The organism is Paenibacillus sp. JJ1683 (assembly GCF_053006485.1).
This window is the reverse complement of record NZ_CM129820.1, coordinates 3316238-3334645: the sequence shown is the minus strand read 5'-3', so window position 1 is coordinate 3334645 and position 18408 is coordinate 3316238. Positions and strand designations below refer to the sequence as shown.

The 18408-nt window shown below is 46.8% G+C and carries 17 protein-coding genes; all 17 read left to right on the top strand.

Annotated features, from left to right (window positions below):
• The first annotated feature begins 32 nt into the window (after positions 1-32).
• Positions 33-470, top strand: a complete 438-nt coding sequence (mgsA, locus tag ACUC6J_RS14210; RefSeq protein ID WP_013371648.1) for a methylglyoxal synthase — start codon at positions 33-35, stop codon at positions 468-470.
• Positions 467-1159: a bacillithiol biosynthesis deacetylase BshB1 gene (bshB1, locus tag ACUC6J_RS14205; RefSeq protein WP_447249013.1), complete on the top strand. Its 693-nt coding sequence runs from the start codon at positions 467-469 to the stop codon at positions 1157-1159. The genes mgsA and bshB1 overlap by 4 nt, the downstream gene beginning before the upstream one ends.
• 85 nt (positions 1160-1244) lie before the next feature.
• Entirely contained in the window at positions 1245-2408 is a 1164-nt protein-coding gene (gene bshA / locus ACUC6J_RS14200; RefSeq protein ID WP_016822185.1) for an N-acetyl-alpha-D-glucosaminyl L-malate synthase BshA, read from the top strand.
• Between the two features lie 54 nt (positions 2409-2462).
• Positions 2463-3785, top strand: a complete 1323-nt coding sequence (locus tag ACUC6J_RS14195; protein ID WP_025365115.1) for a CCA tRNA nucleotidyltransferase — start codon at positions 2463-2465, stop codon at positions 3783-3785.
• Positions 3778-4752 (top strand): biotin--[acetyl-CoA-carboxylase] ligase, encoded by a 975-nt coding sequence (locus ACUC6J_RS14190; RefSeq protein ID WP_447249012.1) that lies wholly within the window; start codon positions 3778-3780, stop codon positions 4750-4752. The genes ACUC6J_RS14195 and ACUC6J_RS14190 overlap by 8 nt, the downstream gene beginning before the upstream one ends.
• 345 nt (positions 4753-5097) lie before the next feature.
• Positions 5098-6006: a 3-methyl-2-oxobutanoate hydroxymethyltransferase gene (gene panB / locus ACUC6J_RS14185; protein WP_016822182.1), complete on the top strand. Its 909-nt coding sequence runs from the start codon at positions 5098-5100 to the stop codon at positions 6004-6006.
• On the top strand, positions 6003-6941 hold the full coding sequence (gene panC, locus ACUC6J_RS14180; protein WP_447249011.1) for a pantoate--beta-alanine ligase: 939 nt from the start codon (positions 6003-6005) through the stop codon (positions 6939-6941). The genes panB and panC overlap by 4 nt, the downstream gene beginning before the upstream one ends.
• The gene (gene panD, locus ACUC6J_RS14175) at positions 6934-7317 is read left to right on the top strand and encodes an aspartate 1-decarboxylase (RefSeq protein WP_013371641.1); all 384 of its coding nucleotides are present in this window, start codon (positions 6934-6936) and stop codon (positions 7315-7317) included. The genes panC and panD overlap by 8 nt, the downstream gene beginning before the upstream one ends.
• A gap of 82 nt (positions 7318-7399) precedes the next feature.
• Positions 7400-8032 (top strand): tetratricopeptide repeat protein, encoded by a 633-nt coding sequence (locus ACUC6J_RS14170; RefSeq protein ID WP_016822180.1) that lies wholly within the window; start codon positions 7400-7402, stop codon positions 8030-8032.
• 158 nt (positions 8033-8190) lie between these two features.
• Positions 8191-11073 (top strand): ATP-dependent DNA helicase DinG, encoded by a 2883-nt coding sequence (dinG, locus tag ACUC6J_RS14165; protein WP_044785193.1) that lies wholly within the window; start codon positions 8191-8193, stop codon positions 11071-11073.
• A gap of 27 nt (positions 11074-11100) precedes the next feature.
• Entirely contained in the window at positions 11101-11754 is a 654-nt protein-coding gene (locus ACUC6J_RS14160) for a redox-sensing transcriptional repressor Rex (RefSeq protein ID WP_016822178.1), read from the top strand.
• Positions 11741-13042, top strand: coding sequence for an amidohydrolase (locus ACUC6J_RS14155; RefSeq protein WP_447249010.1), 1302 nt, complete (start codon positions 11741-11743; stop codon positions 13040-13042). The genes ACUC6J_RS14160 and ACUC6J_RS14155 overlap by 14 nt, the downstream gene beginning before the upstream one ends.
• Before the next feature lie 37 nt (positions 13043-13079).
• Complete coding sequence (locus ACUC6J_RS14150; RefSeq protein ID WP_019687843.1) at positions 13080-13604, top strand: cell wall elongation regulator TseB-like domain-containing protein; 525 nt, start codon at positions 13080-13082, stop codon at positions 13602-13604.
• A gap of 472 nt (positions 13605-14076) precedes the next feature.
• Positions 14077-14610 carry a hypothetical protein gene (locus ACUC6J_RS14145; protein ID WP_016822175.1) on the top strand — a complete coding sequence of 178 codons (534 nt, stop codon included), beginning with the start codon at positions 14077-14079 and terminating at the stop codon, positions 14608-14610.
• Positions 14603-16105: an AAA family ATPase gene (locus ACUC6J_RS14140; RefSeq protein ID WP_447249009.1), complete on the top strand. Its 1503-nt coding sequence runs from the start codon at positions 14603-14605 to the stop codon at positions 16103-16105. Before ACUC6J_RS14145 ends, ACUC6J_RS14140 begins: the two co-directional genes overlap by 8 nt.
• A gap of 136 nt (positions 16106-16241) precedes the next feature.
• Positions 16242-17114, top strand: a complete 873-nt coding sequence (locus tag ACUC6J_RS14135; RefSeq protein WP_013371631.1) for a 3-hydroxyacyl-CoA dehydrogenase family protein — start codon at positions 16242-16244, stop codon at positions 17112-17114.
• Positions 17111-18307: an acetate/propionate family kinase gene (locus ACUC6J_RS14130; RefSeq protein ID WP_013371630.1), complete on the top strand. Its 1197-nt coding sequence runs from the start codon at positions 17111-17113 to the stop codon at positions 18305-18307. Before ACUC6J_RS14135 ends, ACUC6J_RS14130 begins: the two co-directional genes overlap by 4 nt.
• Positions 18308-18408 lie beyond the last annotated feature (101 nt).

Sequence of the window (18408 nt, the reverse complement as noted above, 5' to 3'; positions counted from 1 at the left end):
GGAATTATAGAATGAGGCAGGAGGAATTTCGAATGTTAAAGATTGCATTTATAGCGCATGATCGCAAAAAGGATGAAATGGTTAATTTTATTACGGCATATGAGCATGTTTTTACAGATCACCAATTATATTCAACAGGTACAACAGGTCAGCGCATTATGGAGCAAACCAAGCTTCAAATTCACCGCTTCATGTCTGGGCCGCTTGGTGGAGATCAGCAAATCGGGGCTATGGTTGCGCAAAATGACATGGACTTGATTATATTTTTGCGTGATCCACTCATGGCACAGCCGCATGAGCCGGACATTAGCGCATTATTACGTCTGTGTGATGTACAGGGGATTCCTTTGGCAACCAACGTTGCAACTGCTGAAATACTGGTTAAAGCGTTGGATCGTGGCGATTTTGCTTGGCGTGAGCTGGTACATAAATATAAACCGGGCATTGACCAGCAGGGTGATGTAAAATGACGCTGGACATCCTGATTTTCGGAGCCCATGCCGACGATGCAGAAATAGGAATGGGAGGCACGATTGCCAAGCATACAGCCGCTGGGTTAAAGGTGGGGGTGTGCGATTTGACACGGGCTGAAATGTCATCTAATGGTGATGTGGATACTCGTATGGCAGAAGCTGAACACGCTTCAAAAGTGCTCGGGCTGGCTGTGCGGACGAATTTGGGTCTGCCTGATCGTGGGTTATATGTAACTCCTGAACATGTAGCTGCAGTTACAGCAGAAATCAGACGACATGCACCAAAAATTGTATTTGCTCCTTATTGGGAGGATCGGCATCCGGATCATGTCATGTGCAGCAAGCTAGTAGAGGAAGCTGTGTTTAACGCCAAGTTGAGACGCTTTATGCCAGAAAGTCCTGCGGTACAGGTAGAGCAATTATATTTTTATTTTATTAATGATATCGGCAGAACGGACTTGATCGTGGACATTACCGAGCATTATGAAGCCAAGGAACAGTCGTTGTTGAGTTATGCTTCGCAATTTCAGGCAGCGCCTGGGAAGGATACGGTATCCACACCACTGAATCAGGGGTATGTGGAACGTGTAAAAGCTCGGGACTCGTTGTTGGGTCAACGTATACTGATTTCATATGCAGAAGGATTTGCGTCCAAAACGCCATATCTGGTTAAGCTATTCAAATAAGGACTATATACTTACGCATGTTGTAGAATGCTGAAATACATGGGCATACGAGTGATTATGGATGGACGGAAGGAGGCAGCTTAGCTTGAATGACAAACTGAAAATTGGGATTACCTGTTATCCGTCGCTGGGTGGCTCTGGCGTTGTGGCTACAGAGCTGGGCAAGTTGCTGGCAGAAAAAGGGCATGAGGTTCATTTTATTGCCAATAGCATTCCGTTCAGATTAGGCGGGGCGTTCCAGAAGAATATTTTTTATCATGAAGTTGAGGTTAACGATTATTACGTGTTTAGATATCCGCCATATGATTTGTCGCTAGCGACAAAAATGGCCCAGGTGGCTCAAATGAAGAATTTGGATGTACTCCATGTCCATTATGCTGTTCCGCATGCAGTATGCGCATATTTGGCGAAGGAAATGGTGGGCGATCATTTGAAAGTGGTTACCACCCTGCACGGTACAGATATTACAGTGTTGGCACAGGATGAATCATTAAAGGATCTGATTCGACTGGCTATTAACAAAAGTGACGCTGTGACAGCCGTCTCCAAAGATTTGATTCGGGAGACGATTGATGCGTTGGAAATAACACGACCTATTGATTTGACTTACAACTTTGTAGATAAACGAGTATATTATCCACGAGATGCTGCTGCGCTTAGGAGAGATTTTGCCCAACCGCACGAAAAAATTATGATGCATATTTCCAATTTCCGTCCTGTCAAAAGGGTGGGAGATGTGCTGGATATATTCGACAGAGTGCAACAAAAGGTACCTGCGAAGCTACTGTTGGTGGGAGAAGGACCGGATCTTCCGAAAATTCGTTGTAAAATCGAAAGTTTAGGCTTACAGGACAAAGTCTTCTTTTTAGGTAAGCAGGATCAAATCGCAGAAGTGATTTCTATGGCAGATGTGCTGTTGCTTCCGTCGGAGAAAGAAAGTTTTGGTCTAGTTGCGCTGGAAGCCATGGCTTGTGGAGTGCCAACAATCGGTTCTCAGGCAGGAGGAGTACCTGAACTCGTTGTACATGGAAGTACGGGGTATCTGGCTGAAATCGGTAATACAGAGGCGATGGCAGAATATGCTGTAGAACTGTTGTCCGATGAAGCAATGGCGGAACGTTTCCGTGAAGCGTGCCTGACACGCGCACGTACCGTATTCTGTGATAAGCTGATTACTCGTCAATATGAAGAGATTTATTACCGTGTGTTGGGACGCGAGGTGCCGGATCTTAAACCGATCAGCGTTTAAGGGGGCGGACTCGCGTCCGTTTTTTTATTGAATACTTGCAAAGGGGGAAACCCTGTGAATACAAATACTTGGCAACATGCTGACCCAGAGATGGCTCTTCACGGCAGAGAGGTCATACATACACTAACCACAGCAGGCCACGAAGCTTATTGGGTCGGTGGCTGTGTGCGGGATGAGCTATTAGGACGTGCTATTCATGATATGGATCTGACCACCTCGGCTGAACCTGAAGAGGTCTTAGCGCTATTCCCTCATGTTATTCCGACAGGAATCCAGCATGGGACGGTAACGGTCATGCAGGACGGTCATGCGTTCGAGGTGACCACTTTTCGTACGGAAAGCGGTTATACCGATCACCGCCGTCCGACGGAAGTATCCTTTGTGAAGGACATCCGTGAGGATCTGATGCGGCGCGATTTTACGATGAACGCAATCGCGATGGCTGAACATGGGGAGCGAGTGGACCCGTTTGGAGGGGAAGCAGATTTGCGAGCCTCTCTCGTTCGTTGTGTGGGACGAGCTGAGGAACGTTTTGAGGAGGACGGGCTGCGAATGCTGCGCTGCATCCGTTTCGCCTCTGTATTTCGGTTCCGAGTGGCCTACAATACTTGGAAAGGTATGATTCGTCGCAGAGAGGGACTTCAATACATAGCCATGGAACGGGTGCGAGTCGAGTTAGAAAAGGTGCTAGCGGGACCTGACCCATTACGTGGACTGGAGATGCTGGGCCGTAGCGGATTGCTGGGCTGTACGAAGGTTCCGGTTCCCTGGGAACAATGTGACGCACAGGCGCTCCAGGAGATCGTGCAGCTGCCAGCAGAGCTGCGGTGGGGTTTGCTTCTTATGTCTTGTAGACTTAGCTCAGAGGCAGCGGACGAGCTTTTAAGAGCTTGGACTTTCTCCAACGCTGTACGTCTACGTTTGGTTCATTTATTGGAATGGGAAAACGAGCTCATCGGTCATGCTGTTGCCATAGCTGGCAACTCAGTTTCGAGGGGTCCTGACCGTATCAACGATGAGGAATTACGTCGTAGCTGGATTCGATTGTTAATTAAGCTGGGAAAGGACACAGCTTCAGACTGGCTGGAGCTTTACAAGACACTGCCTTCTTCGTTTCGCGGATTACCGCCATGGGTAGAAAAGCATGTGAAGAAAATTGCCGAACTGGCAAACTCGTGGACACAGCAGGCGGTCGTCGTTCGTATCAAGGATTTAAATATTACTGGAAATGAACTGGTTCAGGCAATGAATCGACCAGGTGGACCTTGGCTGGGACAGATGATGGAACGGCTTTTACAAGCGGTCGCTTGCGGAGATATCCCGAATGAAACAGAAACATTGCTTCAGGAAGTGAAACGGGTGATGAGTAGTGAATAATCATGAAAGATTGTTAGGCATACTGGAGGAAGGTTCATCCGATTACGTATCTGGGGAGGAGATTAGCCGACGACTGTCGGTTAGTCGTACAGCGGTATGGAAGCAGATCAACAAACTGCGTGAGCTGGGTTATAATATCGATGCCTCCTCACGGCGGGGCTATCGGCTGATATCTCAGCCAGACCGGCTGGAAGTCTCCAAATTGGCAGGTATGTTAACCACTCAATCGTTTGGTCAGCGTATCGTTATTCTGGACTCAACGGTATCCACTCAGCAGGATGCAATGCGTTTGGCAGAAGAGGGTGCGCCGGAGGGAACGTTAGTGCTTGCGGAGGAACAAACGGCAGGTCGGGGACGTCTGGGGCGGAAATGGTATTCTCCTCGCGGCAAAGGTATCTGGATGAGCATTGTATTGCGCCCCACCCAGCCCTTGGCCTTTACCCCTCAGCTAACGCTGTTAACAGGCGTGGCGGTGTGTAGGGCTATTCGCCGACTGACGGGTGTAGAGGCAGGCATCAAATGGCCCAACGATCTGCTGATTCATGGTCGCAAGGTATCCGGTATTCTGCTGGAATCTGCAACAGAGGATCAACGGGTTCGCTACTGCATTGCAGGGATTGGCATTGACGTTAATTTGAATGTAGAAGATTACCCGGAAGAGTTATCCCATGTAGGGACATCTTTGAAAATAGAGGCAGGGCTTGAAATTGACCGTACTGCGCTGATTGCTGCTGTTTTGGAAGAAATGGAGCAGCTAAGCAAGCTATATGCCGATCAGGGGTTCCAGCCTATAGCCATGCTGTGGGAGGCGTTATCCGTGACGATGAACCGCAGCGTACGGGCACATACGGGACAAGGGATGGCGGTAGAAGGTACAGCGGTTGGCTTGGACCCTTCAGGAGCACTTGTAATTGAAACGGACCACGGTGAGCGAATCCAGGTCATTTCAGGGGATATACAATTGTAGAAGCGACCTTAGCTGAGCATACGACCACAATTTTTCTGTTTCCTGTGTAAAACTTCACGTGAAAAAGCTGATATTTTTTGTTATACTGTGCAGGAGGCGGCATCGGACGGTCCGAGCTGCACTCCAAGGGCACATGCTCTACTTTAGTAAGTTTGTAAGACCATCATAACTTCATTTGAAGGTTACGTTGGATTCTGCTCTGAGCCGAACAGGACCGAGACAGAAGGGACGATCTCAAAATGAGTGTCTTTTTTGGCTGTTCGGACCTTTTGATGACGCAGATGTACAGGCGTTCATAAAAGGTTATTTTTTGTGCCAAAAAAAGATGGAAGGGAGCCATTCGCAATGGCAGGAAAACAAGCACTGAATATTGTAAAAATGAAAAAAATGAAGCAGGAGGGCATTCCGCTCAGTATGCTGACCGCCTATGATTATCCATCGGCTAAAATAGCTGAGGAGGCGGGAATTGATATCATTCTCGTGGGTGACTCGCTGGGTAACGTAGTTCTTGGTTACGATTCAACCATCCCTGTGACCTTGGATGATATGGTGTACCATTCCCGGACAGTGGCAAGAGGCGCTGAGCATACATTTATCGTAGCGGACATGCCTTTTATGACATATCACGGCAGCATATCCGAAAGTCTTCAAGGCATCCGCCGTTTGATGCAGGAAGGGCATGCGCATGCTGTTAAATTGGAGGGCGGAGCTGAAATTGCCGATGTCGTAAAAGCGACTGTTCAGGCAGGTGTGCCTGTGCTGGGACATATCGGACTTACTCCGCAATCGGTTAATCAGATTGGCGGTTATCGCATTCAAGGTAAGGATGAAGCAGACGCACGCCGGTTAATGGCTGATGCCAAGGCGTTAGAGCAGGCGGGTGCCTTTGGTATTGTACTGGAATTAGTGACTGAGGAAGTGGCAACGGCGATCTCTAAAGAACTTTCCATTCCAACCATTGGAATCGGTGCAGGACGTGGATGTGACGGTCAGGTACTTGTTTATCACGATCTGATTCAATATGCATCGCCATATTTCAGTAAACGTTTTGTTAAAACCTATGCCGATGTAGGCGGCTTGATCCGCAGCAGCATTGAGCAGTATGTGAGCGATGTAAAAGGGCGGGCATTCCCGGCCGCAGAGCATGTGTTCAGCGCGGATGATCGCGTTGTGGAGTCCCTGGAGTCCTTGTACGGTCAGGCAAAAGGACAAGCGCAGGAACAAGCTAAGGAAAAGGTGGAATCACAGTCATGATCATCGTAAGAGAAGTGGCTCAACTGCGTAAGGTTATTGCCGAGCGTCGGCAGCTTGGGGCCAATGGAGCAAAAATGCTACACGATTCTGCCTCTGTACAACAACATAAAGTCGGCTTTGTACCAACAATGGGATACCTGCACGAAGGGCACGCGAGCTTGATGCAAAAGGCGCGTGAAATGGCAGATACAGTCGTGCTTAGTATTTTCGTTAATCCGATTCAATTTGGACCTACCGAGGATTTGGACAGCTATCCTCGCGATGAAGCTCGTGATCTGGAAGTAGCACGGCGCGAAGGCGTGGATATTGTCTTTTTGCCGACTGTAGCAGAAATGTATCCACAGCCAACTCAAACCAAAATTCGCGTATCCGCTTTGACAGACCGCTTGTGCGGCGCTTCCCGTCCTGGCCATTTTGATGGTGTGACTACAGTGGTAGCCAAGCTGTTTAACATGGTAGGTCCTGATTTGGCCTTCTTTGGCATGAAGGATGCGCAACAGGTTGCTGTGCTTCAACAAATGGTGACTGATCTTAATATGAATGTGACCCTCATACCTTGTCCTATCGTTAGAGAGGCCGATGGTTTGGCCCTTAGCTCCCGTAATGTCTATTTAAGTGCGGAACAGCGAGAGCAGGCGTTAGTGCTGTCCCAGTCACTGCGCAAGGTGCAAGAAGTGAGCGAAGATATTGTACAGAACACCATTACGATTGAGCAGTTGCATCAAATGGTGGAGTCGACCATTACCTCATCTCCTTTGGCAGATATTGACTATATTGAAATATTAACATTTCCTGGCCTGGAGCCCCTTCGCCCTGAGCAGCGCCTATGTGATGTGCAAGAAGACGTCATTGTTGCGCTGGCTGTAAAATTTGGGAATACCCGACTGATTGATAATATAAGAATACAGAAAGTGGAGGTACTTTCCCATGTTTAGAACTATGATGAAATCAAAAATTCACCGCGCGACGGTTACCGAAGCTAACCTGAACTACGTGGGAAGTATTACCATAGATGAGGATTTAATGGAGACATCGGATCTACTGGAGAATGAAAAGGTTCAAATTGTAAACAATAATAATGGAGCTCGACTGGAAACCTATGTGATCCCCGGACCGCGTGGGAGCGGCGTAATTTGTCTCAACGGTGCGGCAGCCCGTCTGGTCCAGCCCGGTGATACAGTCATTATTATTTCCTATGCTTCCATGTCAAATGAAGAGGCCAAAACATACAAACCAACTGTGGTATTTGTGGATGAACATAATAAACCAGCCCAAACGATGAACAAGGAAGTACATGCAACGATCATGTAATGAATGGGAATGCGGATGAAACCCGTCTTTTAAGCGAAAAATGTGAGTGTATTAATCCATCTTTCGTAAGGGCGGGATGCACATGTTCCAGCATGTATTCGCAGAAATGAACAGCATGTTAGATGATATCGTGAAGCATTACCCATCAGCCCAGGGCCCCCGCAGACAGGAGCTGCTACAGCACTGGAGTCTGCTGCGGAGAATGAGTGACGGAATTATGGATGAGTGGCTGGCCTTTGAGGAAAAAATGGTTTACCTGCGTGCAGCAGGATTTTCTGCAGAGGCCGACATGTCTGACGCTGAGCTGCCTGAAAAGGAGCTACCGGCATTTAACAGGGGGCAGGGGTATTATCGCTTACTTATGTACCCGGAGGCAATCCAGCAATTTGAGCAGGTGCTACAGCATTTTCCGAACAGCTGGCAGAGTCACATGTATATGGGAATGGCTCATTTTCAACTGGATGATCCAGCAGAGGCTATAAGCCAGTTTCAAAAGGTGCTGCACCTGACTGAACAGCCAGGGCTAAAAGCGGTCATCTATAATGCGCTGGGTTGTTTGATGGCAAAGCAGGCTGACGTAAAAGAGGCGCAAAAATATTTTGCTCTCGCGCATCAGTTCGATCCAACGTTGCCCGAGCCACTGCACAATATGCAAGCCTGTTTGTCCGGTGTCGAAAAGCTTCGCTACGACAGCTCCATGTTGACCTGGATGTAGTTGTCAGACACCGAGTAAGACGATGCATGCCCACCTCTCTTAGGCGGCGTGTGCATCGTCTTTTTTGGCTGTCTTAATTTCCAAACAGGCAATCTTCTGCTATGCTATTATACAGAGTTATTATTATTGTATGTGTCATAAGAAAGGATTAAGCTCGAATGAAATTTGCGGTATTGGATTTTGAAACGACAGGCACCCAGTCCGCGGATGACATCATTCAAGTCGGACTTGCAATTATAGATCATGATAACAGCATTTCCCGTGTTTACGGCTCTTATGTAAACCCTGGCAGATCTATTCCACCTTTTATCACCGGATTGACCGGAATTACAGACGATGACGTCAAGGATGCACCTGCACTCGAAGAAATGATGATGGAGCTCGTGCCTATGCTGGACGATGTCGTACTCGTCGGTCATAACGTGGCGTTTGATTTTAATTTTTTGCAAAGCGCTTTGGACCGGTGTGGATATTTACCCTTTAGCGGTAGAATTTTGGATACGATGGATTTTCTGAAAATTATGTTTCCATCATTATCTTCTTATCAGCTAGGTTTTGTTTCCTCAGAGTTTGGGCTGGCGCATGACCGCCCTCATCAAGCAGACAGCGACGCGTTGGCTACGGCTGAGGTGTTTTTAAAGTGTCTGGGTGAGCTTCAAGCACTGCCTCTGATAACGATACAGCGGCTTAGCGATTTGTTCGCAGAGGAAGACAGCGACCTGGGTTGGTTTCTTGACGGCATACGAGAAGAGAAAGAGCTAGATCCTATTCAGGATTTGGAGAAACATCAGTTTTTTCGTCAGCTTGCGCTTAAAGTGGAAGATTGGACTGAACTGGCTGCTCCACGCAGAGAAGATGATCCGAATCCACTGTCAGGCGTTTCCTTTGAGCAGTATATGGATGATGTACGGGACAATTTGCGTTCATCCTTGAGCCAATATGAGGAGCGCGAGGCGCAGATACAAATGATTGAGGGTGTAAATCAAGCCCTGAGTCAAGATAAGCATTTGTTGATTGAGGCGGGTACAGGAACAGGGAAGTCCCTGGGCTATTTGCTTCCGTCACTGTATCACAGTGTAAAATATGGGCAGAGGGTCACCGTAAGCACGCATACCATTAATCTGCAGGAGCAATTGCGAGAGCGTGATATTCCGATGCTGACCAAAGTGATTCCCTTCCCGTTCCGGGCTGCCATCTTTAAGGGACGGGGGCATTATTTGTGTCTGCGTAAGTTTGAACATAAAATAAACAGAAGAGACTTCGCCACACCAAAGGAAGACTTGATTACAGCGGCTCAAATGATTGTCTGGCTGACTCTGACAGAAACCGGTGATGATGAGGAACTAAACCTGAGCAACCGTGGAGGGGATTTTTGGGAAACGGTTGCTAGTGATTCCGAGTCCTGTCTTGGTCGTTCTTGTCCATGGTTCCGCAAATGCTACTATCATCGTGCACGTCATGAAGCAGGAACAGCGGATGTGGTTATAACGAATCACTCCAAGCTGTTCACCGACGTCAAAGCAAGTCATCAACTGTTGCCTAGCTATGAACACTTGGTGATTGATGAGGCACATCATCTAGAGGAAGTAGCTGGTAAGCACCTGGGCATGCATATGAAATATTTCACACTCGTGCATACGCTGACTCGATTGTTCAAGGACAGCAAGAATGGGCAATTGCCTTCGTTACGTCAGCAGTTGGCAAAGTCGGGGCATGAGAAGTCGACGGAATGGGCCTCGGTCATTGATCAGTTGTACCCACTTGTGTTAGAGGTTAAGGAAACTTGGGACCTACTAAGCGATAAGCTGTTTGGCATGTTACCAGAGCGAACTGATGCCACACCAGGTGAAACGGGGCAATTTTCTTCGCGTCTCAAACCGTCAGCCAAGCCTGCAAAGTGGGATCAGGCGGCGGCATTGGAAAATCAGCTTTATGTAACATTGAGCGAAATTTTGCGCAAGGGCGACAAGCTGATGCTGGATGTCAAGGAAGAACATGACGATTATGCGGCGGATAGTCTCATTACAGATATCACGGGTCTGCTTAAGGATTTGGCGGGGATTAGGGAAAATTTGCGCTTCTTTATACGACTCGATGATGAAACAACCGTATATTGGCTTGAAGCGAGTGGACAATTCCGTAGTAAATCATTGCAATTTTATGCGGTGCCCGTCGATGTGAGCCGCCAGTTGAAAGAAATGTTTTTTGACAAAAAAAGAAGTATTATTCTGACATCTGCTACTTTATCGGTAGATAAATCGTTTCAGTACATGACCGATCAACTCGGCTTGCAGGAGGCAGCAGATCAAGGACGATTAATGACGTCACAGCTCCCATCACCCTTTAATTACAGGGATCAGGTGTTGCTGGTCATTCCGCGAGATTTTCCGAGTGTGAAGGGCAGTGTAGGAGATGCACATTTTGTAGAGATGCTCGTTAGCTCTCTAGGAGCGACTGCCCAGGCGACGCGGGGGAGAATGCTCGTTCTGTTTACTTCCTATCGGATGCTCCGGCAAGTGTATGAGCCGCTCAAAGAGGCGTTAGCGTCCAGCGATATTACCGTGTTAGGACAAGGTGTGGACAGTGGGAGTCGCAGCAAGCTAACCCGCCGTTTTCAGGAAGCGAAAGCTTCTGTATTGCTGGGAACCAGTAGCTTCTGGGAAGGCGTCGATATTCCAGGGAAAGCTTTGACTTGTCTGGCTATCGTTCGCTTGCCGTTTCAACCGCCCAACCACCCGTTACTGGAGGCCAAAAGCGAGTTGCTCCAGCAGCAGAAGAAGAATCCATTTATGAAGCTGTCTGTACCACAAGCAGTTATTCGCTTCAAACAGGGATTTGGGCGATTGGTACGTACAGCGAGCGACCACGGAGTCGTCATCGTTTACGATACGCGTGTGATCGAATCCTATTATGGAAAGCACTTTTTGTACTCGTTACCGGGACCAAAAATGGAGCATATGCCATCGGAGCAAATGGTGCCCCGCATCGCCGAATGGCTCCAATCCGCCCCGGAGACTGAGGCACAACGGACGGACACTTAAAGTCCGTTACAATTAGGGGGAGCAAGTATGAAATCAGATAAAATTTCAGAGGCTGTCGTACGGAGATTACCCGTATATTTACGTTATCTGAATGCACTGCACAAACGGGAGGTGGCTACGGTCTCTTCTCAAGAGCTGGGACAGAGGTTAGATTTGAATCCGGCCCAAATTCGTAAAGATCTTGCCTATTTTGGCGATTTTGGTCGGAAGGGCATCGGTTACGATGTTTCTTATCTAATTGAGAAAATACGCCATATCCTGAAAATCGACCAGCAAATTAATGTAGTATTGGTCGGAGCAGGTAATCTGGGTCAAGCCCTATCGAACTATAATGCTTATTTAAAAGACAATATGAAGATTGTGGCGGTTTTTGATGCGTTCCCGGATAAGGTTGGGACCAGAATCAATACTTTGGTCGTACAGCCGATGGATGAACTGGAAGCGACTGTGAAAGAAAAAAATATACGAATCGGGATTATTACTGTACCTGATTTTGAGGCACAGCACGTAGCTGATAGGCTGATTGAGAGTGGAATTGGAGCGATTTTGAACTTTGCACCTATCATTCTCAAGGCACCGGCTAACATTCGGATACATGCCACAGACTTTACAACTGATTTGCTTAGCCTCGCTTATTATCTGGAGGACGGAAAGGAAGAAGCACAATATGACAGTGAATAAATGGATGATTAAAAACGGCTCGTTTGCCGTGAATGGACCCGAGGCTGGGGTAATCGATGGTTTTATGATTGTGGAGGATAGCCGTATTACTTACATTGGCGAGACTTTGCCTGCGGGTGAGGAAGAGACAGAAGCAATCGACGGCAAGGGGTTATTGTTTTTACCTGGTCTGATCAATACTCATGGTCATGCGGCGATGTCTCTGCTGCGGGGGTATGGAGATGATTTGGCACTTCAAGTGTGGCTTCAGGAAAAAATGTGGCCTATGGAAGCCAAGTTTACATCTACGGATGTGTACTGGGGAACTTCTTTGTCAGTGCTGGAAATGCTGAAAGGTGGAACCACGACTTTCCTGGATATGTACGATCATATGGATGAGGTGGCTCGTGTAGCTGAAGAGTCGGGCATTCGTGCAAGCTTGATGCGTGGAGCCATTGGACTCTGTTCAGAAGAAGAACAGCGGATCAAGCTAGCTGAGGCCGTGACTTTTGCGCGTAACTGGCATGGAAAAGCAGACGGACGTATCACAACAATGATGTCTCCTCATGCCCCATACACATGCCCGCCTGCGTTTATTGAGAAATTTGTTCAAGCAGCACATGATCTCGATTTACCATTGCATACGCACATGTCCGAGACGATCGCCGAAGTTGAACAAAACGTACGCGACTACGGCTTGCGTCCAGTTGCACACTTAGATAAGCTTGGCTTTTTCTCCCGTCCTTCACTTGTTGCCCACGGCGTTCACTTGAACGACGAAGAAATAGCTTTGTTAGCGGAACGAGGTGTGGCGGTATCGCATAATCCAGGCAGCAACTTGAAGCTGGCAAGTGGTGTAGCTAGAGTGCCTGAATTGCTGCGTGCAGGAGTTACTGTTTCACTCGGAACAGATGGTCCTGCCAGCAATAATAACCTGGATATGTTCGAGGAAATGCGTCTGGCGGCACTCATTCACAAGGGAGTATCTGGCGACCCAACGGCAGTTCCTGCAAATGAAGCACTACGTCTGGCAACAGAGTATGGTGCAAAGTCGATTGGTTTAAAAGAGGTAGGAGCGCTGGCAGCAGGCAATAAGGCTGACTTTATCGCGCTAGATCTGGATCAGGCCCATTTCTTGCCGCGTACAGATCTTATTTCTCATGCCGTATACTCTGCAAGTGCCAAAGACGTGGCTCATGTGTGGGTAGACGGCCGTCAGGTTGTGAAAAATGGCGAATGCCTGACGATGGACGAGGAACGTATCAAACATGAGGCACAAGCCGCCTTTGAAGGGCTGCTGTCGCGCTAATTTAGGTGTCACATCCCCTTAGAGAGGAAGCACAGGTTTGAAAAATAAGAAGAAATGGATAGCGGTCGCCATTTTGGCCGTAATACTGATCCTGGTCAGCATTTTCTGGTATTATTCGTATGTTACTCAAGACCAGGTGGCTGAGAAAAATGCCGCTATCATGAAGGCCAAGCAATCAGGTGGTCTGGTTAGCACGACTCAGACATGGAAGTCTGTGTGGGATCAGATATATTGGGTAGTTCAAGGAAAAAACGCACAGAATGAAAATATAATGGTATGGGTTCCTTTTCAAAAAATGGAGGGGAAACCTAACATACCTGCGGCAGATCCAAGCGGTGTTCATACCGAGCTGATGAAAAACGGAGTCGACGAGCAAAAAATGACAGCGATAATTCAGCAGCAACTTCCAAATGCAAAAATTGTAAGGCTCCAACCGAGTGTGTTCAATGGCGAATATGTATGGCAACTGTTTTACGATGATGAAAGCCATCACAACTATACCTTTTACCGTTTCTCAGATGGAGCATCGACGGGGATAAAGTATACTTTGCCTAATTACTAGCGCGATGTTAAGAGTGTGGATCGGTGGCTTGGGAGTACCCAAGAGCGTTAGGAGCGCTGCGTAGTCCATTTGATCTTACGATCGCTTCGCTTCTGCAGATTCAAGTGTTCCACTCCGCTGGCTGACAGCTATGGGGCCACTCCAAATAACTTTTATACTCAGTCTATATAGCTTGGAATGATTGAAAGTATTAGAAAAAGACGCAAATACGATTTAATTCGTATTTGCGTCTTTTTACTTAATGCTCCGCAAAGCTGGACTAAAAGCCAGAAGCATCTTTTTGCCTTATCACAACTCCTCCACACATTGCCTTCGATATTAGATTTACGTTATGATATACTATATTTTATAAGTGATAGACAAAAATGATAGATAAATGAGTTGCTGATCATTATAAGATCATGCAATTTGGTTGTTTGTTGACATTCGTCCCGTTTCTTCTGGGTTTTACATTTTGAGAGGAGGATGTTGTTTGAAATTGCGTGCAGTTCCTATTGTTGTGGCGGCCGTTTTGGCAGCCTTGTTAATGTTTGGAGGATGGTTCATTTATCGTCAGGTTACAATGCAAAGTCCTCTGGAAAAACTGGTATCTCAATATCCAGGCGTGACAAGCGCTCAAATAGATATTAAACAGGATCAGGTGGTATTGAAACTAGATCTCAAACCGCAGGCGGATGTGGCCGGATTAGTCGATGTGGTTAAGCAAAAAGGGCAATCCATCATTGGCAGCCGCACCATTAAGCTGGATATCGCAGATCGTTCCAATTCAGCACTGAATCAATGGTGGTCTGAGGCTATGTTTCCTGTAGCCGAAGCGATGGAAAATAAAAAGTATACTCAAATTTCATCTACAGTTGAGCAGATGAAAAAGAAAAAGACAGGTATCAAGGCTGATACCGATATGGATTCGAACAATGTCTATATCCGACTCAGCGAAGGCAATGCGACGAAGTTTATCGTTTTGCCACGTCAATCTCAGCAAATGGGGGTATGGCCTAATGCCTAGATGGATCAAGGAAATATTAATCGGTATTGTGCCGGTGGCCATTATATTTCTCGTTTTTATTGGGGTGAATATTATCCCTCTTCTTGTTGCGGGCGTGATGCTCAGTGGCTTGTTAATGCTCATGCATGCTCGTGGCGGCTTGGCCGTAGGTGCCGGGCAAGAGCGCAAACGTAAAAAAAATGGTCCGGACAAGCTGACTTTTGAGGAAATTGGTGGACAAGAAAGCGCTAAACAGGAATTGCGTGAAGCCTTGGATTTTTTGAATCGTCATGATGAAATTTCCAAGTTTGGCATCCGTCCATTGAAAGGCGTTTTGCTTACAGGCCCCCCGGGAACAGGGAAAACGCTGATGGCGAAAGCAGCTGCACACTATACCAATTCAGTGTTTGTTGCAGCTTCAGGCAGTGAATTTGTTGAAATGTATGTAGGTGTTGGTGCAGGTCGTGTCCGTGAGTTGTTTAGGGAGGCTCGCACTCGTGCAGCCAAGGAAAAGAAAGAAAATGCAATCATTTTTATTGACGAGATTGATGTTATTGGCGGTAAGCGTGAGGGTGGACAGCAACGAGAATATGATCAGACTTTGAATCAGTTGCTGACAGAAATGGATGGCATTTATTCGGCAGATACGCCGCGGATATTGCTCATTGCGGCAACAAACCGCAAAGAAATGCTGGATAGCGCCTTAACGCGCCCAGGACGTTTTGACCGTCATATTCAAGTAGATTTGCCTGATAAGAAGGGCCGTCTTCATATCCTTAAAATTCATGCCAAAAATAAACCGATCCAGGAAGATGCTAATTTGGACAAAATTGCAGAGGAGTCTTACGGTTTTTCCGGTGCACAGTTAGAGAGCGTCATGAATGAAGCGGCCATCTATGCAATGAGACAGGATCAGCAAATGATTGCGCAGAGTCATCTATCCATGGCGATTGACAAGGTGATGATGGGTGAAAAAACAGACCGAGAATCAACATTGGAAGAGAAAAAACGTGTAGCGATTCACGAGCTGGGACATGCTATTATGGCTGAAATCGTCCGTCCCGGTAGCGTAAGTCAAGTAGCGCTCAGCCCGCGTGGGAAAGCGCTCGGTTACGTGCGTCACAATCCACAGCAAGAACATTATTTATATACCAAGCAGTACCTGGAGGAGCAGATTATGATCTCGCTCGCAGGGGCTACTGCGGAAGAAATGTACTATGGCGGTCGAAGTACGGGCTCAAGTAATGATTTTGAGCAGGCGCTGAACATTGTTCATACGATGATGACTTCCGGTTTGACTTCTCTTGGGATTATTAACATGGAAATGGTTACAAAAGAGGAACTTATGCGGGAAAATGGCGAAATTATGAATGACCTGCATAATCGGACTTTGGAGTTGCTGGAAAAGCATCGTCCTGTGTTCGACAATTCTCTTGACATTCTGATGAAGGAAGAAACTCTGTCCGGGGATCAATTTAGATGTCAATTTAGTGAAAATGCTTTATTACCAGCATAATTTTTTATGCTGGTTATTTTTTTTTACTTTTAGTCCGTGCTAAGATATTATTATCTATTGGGACATAAACATGTATTTTTCGACAAAGAAGGATACAATATATGAGAGTGACCAGGAAAGGGTGGAGTTAAGAACCATGCAATTTAAAAAAATCGGCGTCATTGGCGGCGGCACCATGGGACAAGGTATTTCTGAAATGCTCGCGTCCAAAGGAATCGATGTGCTGCTAGTAGAGCAGACACCAGAGAAACTAGACTACGCTTATAATATGATTGAAACAAGTCTAGACAAGCAACTGGAAAAGTGGGCAATCACCCAAGCAGAGAAAAAACTGATTTTATCTCGCATTGAAAAAGTATCCCATCTGGCGGAGCTCGCTAGCTGTGATATGGTCATTGAAACCATTACAGAGAATCTGGACGAGAAGAAAGTTGTTTTCCAAGAGCTGGATCATGTGTGTCCAAGCAACATTATTCTTGCAAGTAATACATCCACGCTGAGCCTGACCGAGCTTGCCAGCTCGACCAAGTATCCAGAGCGTGTTATTGGTATGCACTTTATTTATCCAGTATCCCGTATTGATCTTGTAGAAATTATTCGTGGTTTGAAAACTTCAGACGATACCTTTGAAAACACGAAAATGTTCGTAGAAGAAATCGTGGAGAAAAAAGGAGTCATGATTTATGAATCTCCTGGCTTTGTAACTAGCCGGATTATCTGTCTGCTAATTAACGAAGCAGCTCATGTACTTCAAGAGGGCGTAGCTTCTGCGGAAGATATTGACGATGCTATGCGCATCGGCTACAACTTCCAAAACGGTCCTTTGGAAATGGCTGACCGCTTTGGTCTGGATTCCGTTTTGGCTGCTTTGGAGCGGATGTTCCGTGAATTTGGCGAACTGAAATACCGTCCGTCCATCGTCCTGAAGAAAATGGTGCGTGCAGGTAATCTGGGCGTGAAATCGGGCGAAGGCTTCTTTAAGTATGACAAGGATGGTGACCGGATATGAAAATTCTCGTAATCAACGCAGGGAGTTCTTCCCTGAAATACCAATTGTATGATATGACGGACGAGTCCGTTTTGGCAAAAGGATTGGTAGAGCGTATCGGTATGGACTCTTCAATTCTGACGCATAAACCAACCAATAAGGAAGAATACACTGAAGTTAGCGAAATTTTGGAGCATACTACTGCCATCCGTAAAGTGCTGAATGCACTCACAGATGCAGAGCATGGTGTTATCTCCAGCATTAGCGAAATTCAGGCTGTGGGCCATCGTGTGGTTCATGGAGGCGAAATCTTCAAACAGTCAGCGCTCGTAACTCCTGAAGCGAAGAGTGAAATCCGTCGCTTGTTCGACCTGGCTCCACTGCATAACCCAGCATCCATGATGGGGATTAAAGCGGCTGAATTGAATATGCCAGAAGTACCACAAGTTGTGGTATTTGATACTTCGTTCCATCAAACCATGCCAGAAAAAGCTTATATGTACGCCATACCGAGAGTGTTGTACAATAAGTACAAGGTACGTCGTTACGGTGCACACGGCACTTCCCATGACTTTGTAAGTAAGGAAGCTGCCAAATTTGTCGGCCGTCCTTTGGAAGACCTGAAGATTATCACTTGCCATATCGGTAATGGTGGTAGTGTAACAGCAGTTCAAGGCGGTTTGTCTGTAGATACTTCCATGGGTATGACTCCACTGGAAGGACTGATGATGGGTACTCGTAGTGGTGATTTGGATCCAGCAATCGTACCTTATGTCATGAACAAAGAAGAATTGACTGTCAATGAGGTCAATTCGATGCTGAACAAGCATAGTGGACTTCTAGCTATTTCTGGTATCAGCAGTGATATGCGTGAAATCACTGAAGGTATGGAAAAAGGCGAAGCTAATTCTACATTGGCATTTGAAATGTATGAATACCGTCTGCGCAAGTATATTGGTTCGTATGCTGCCGCAATGAACGGAGTAGACGTAATTGTATTTACAGCAGGCGTAGGCGAGAACTCCATCGTTCTGCGTAAGAGAGTGTTGGAACAACTGACATTCCTCGGTATCGAGCTGGATGAATCATTGAACGCTATTCGTTCTGGCGAGATTCGCCGGATTACAACTGCAAATTCAAAGGTAGAAGTACTGATCATTCCAACAAACGAAGAACTGGTAATTGCCCGTGACACGTTCCGTCTGGTTCAGTAGTTCGGTCCGTAAGTGTAAACTTTATACATGTGGAACTATGGTTTAAGTACCACATGCACCAAACAGCGAGAGCAAACAGCCTAACCCAAGGGGGAGGGCTG

What these genes read in the sequence shown, in the direction of transcription:
- mgsA (WP_013371648.1), top strand. Translation starts at nt 33, where the DNA reads ATGTTAAAGATTGCATTTATAGCGCATGATCGCAAAAAGGATGAAATG.
- bshB1 (WP_447249013.1), top strand. Translation starts at nt 467, where the DNA reads ATGACGCTGGACATCCTGATTTTCGGAGCCCATGCCGACGATGCAGAA.
- panB (WP_016822182.1), top strand. Translation starts at nt 5,098, where the DNA reads ATGGCAGGAAAACAAGCACTGAATATTGTAAAAATGAAAAAAATGAAG.
- panC (WP_447249011.1), top strand. Translation starts at nt 6,003, where the DNA reads ATGATCATCGTAAGAGAAGTGGCTCAACTGCGTAAGGTTATTGCCGAG.
- panD (WP_013371641.1), top strand. Translation starts at nt 6,934, where the DNA reads ATGTTTAGAACTATGATGAAATCAAAAATTCACCGCGCGACGGTTACC.
- ACUC6J_RS14170 (WP_016822180.1), top strand. Translation starts at nt 7,400, where the DNA reads ATGTTCCAGCATGTATTCGCAGAAATGAACAGCATGTTAGATGATATC.
- dinG (WP_044785193.1), top strand. Translation starts at nt 8,191, where the DNA reads ATGAAATTTGCGGTATTGGATTTTGAAACGACAGGCACCCAGTCCGCG.
- ACUC6J_RS14160 (WP_016822178.1), top strand. Translation starts at nt 11,101, where the DNA reads ATGAAATCAGATAAAATTTCAGAGGCTGTCGTACGGAGATTACCCGTA.
- ACUC6J_RS14155 (WP_447249010.1), top strand. Translation starts at nt 11,741, where the DNA reads ATGACAGTGAATAAATGGATGATTAAAAACGGCTCGTTTGCCGTGAAT.
- ACUC6J_RS14140 (WP_447249009.1), top strand. Translation starts at nt 14,603, where the DNA reads ATGCCTAGATGGATCAAGGAAATATTAATCGGTATTGTGCCGGTGGCC.
- ACUC6J_RS14135 (WP_013371631.1), top strand. Translation starts at nt 16,242, where the DNA reads ATGCAATTTAAAAAAATCGGCGTCATTGGCGGCGGCACCATGGGACAA.
- ACUC6J_RS14130 (WP_013371630.1), top strand. Translation starts at nt 17,111, where the DNA reads ATGAAAATTCTCGTAATCAACGCAGGGAGTTCTTCCCTGAAATACCAA.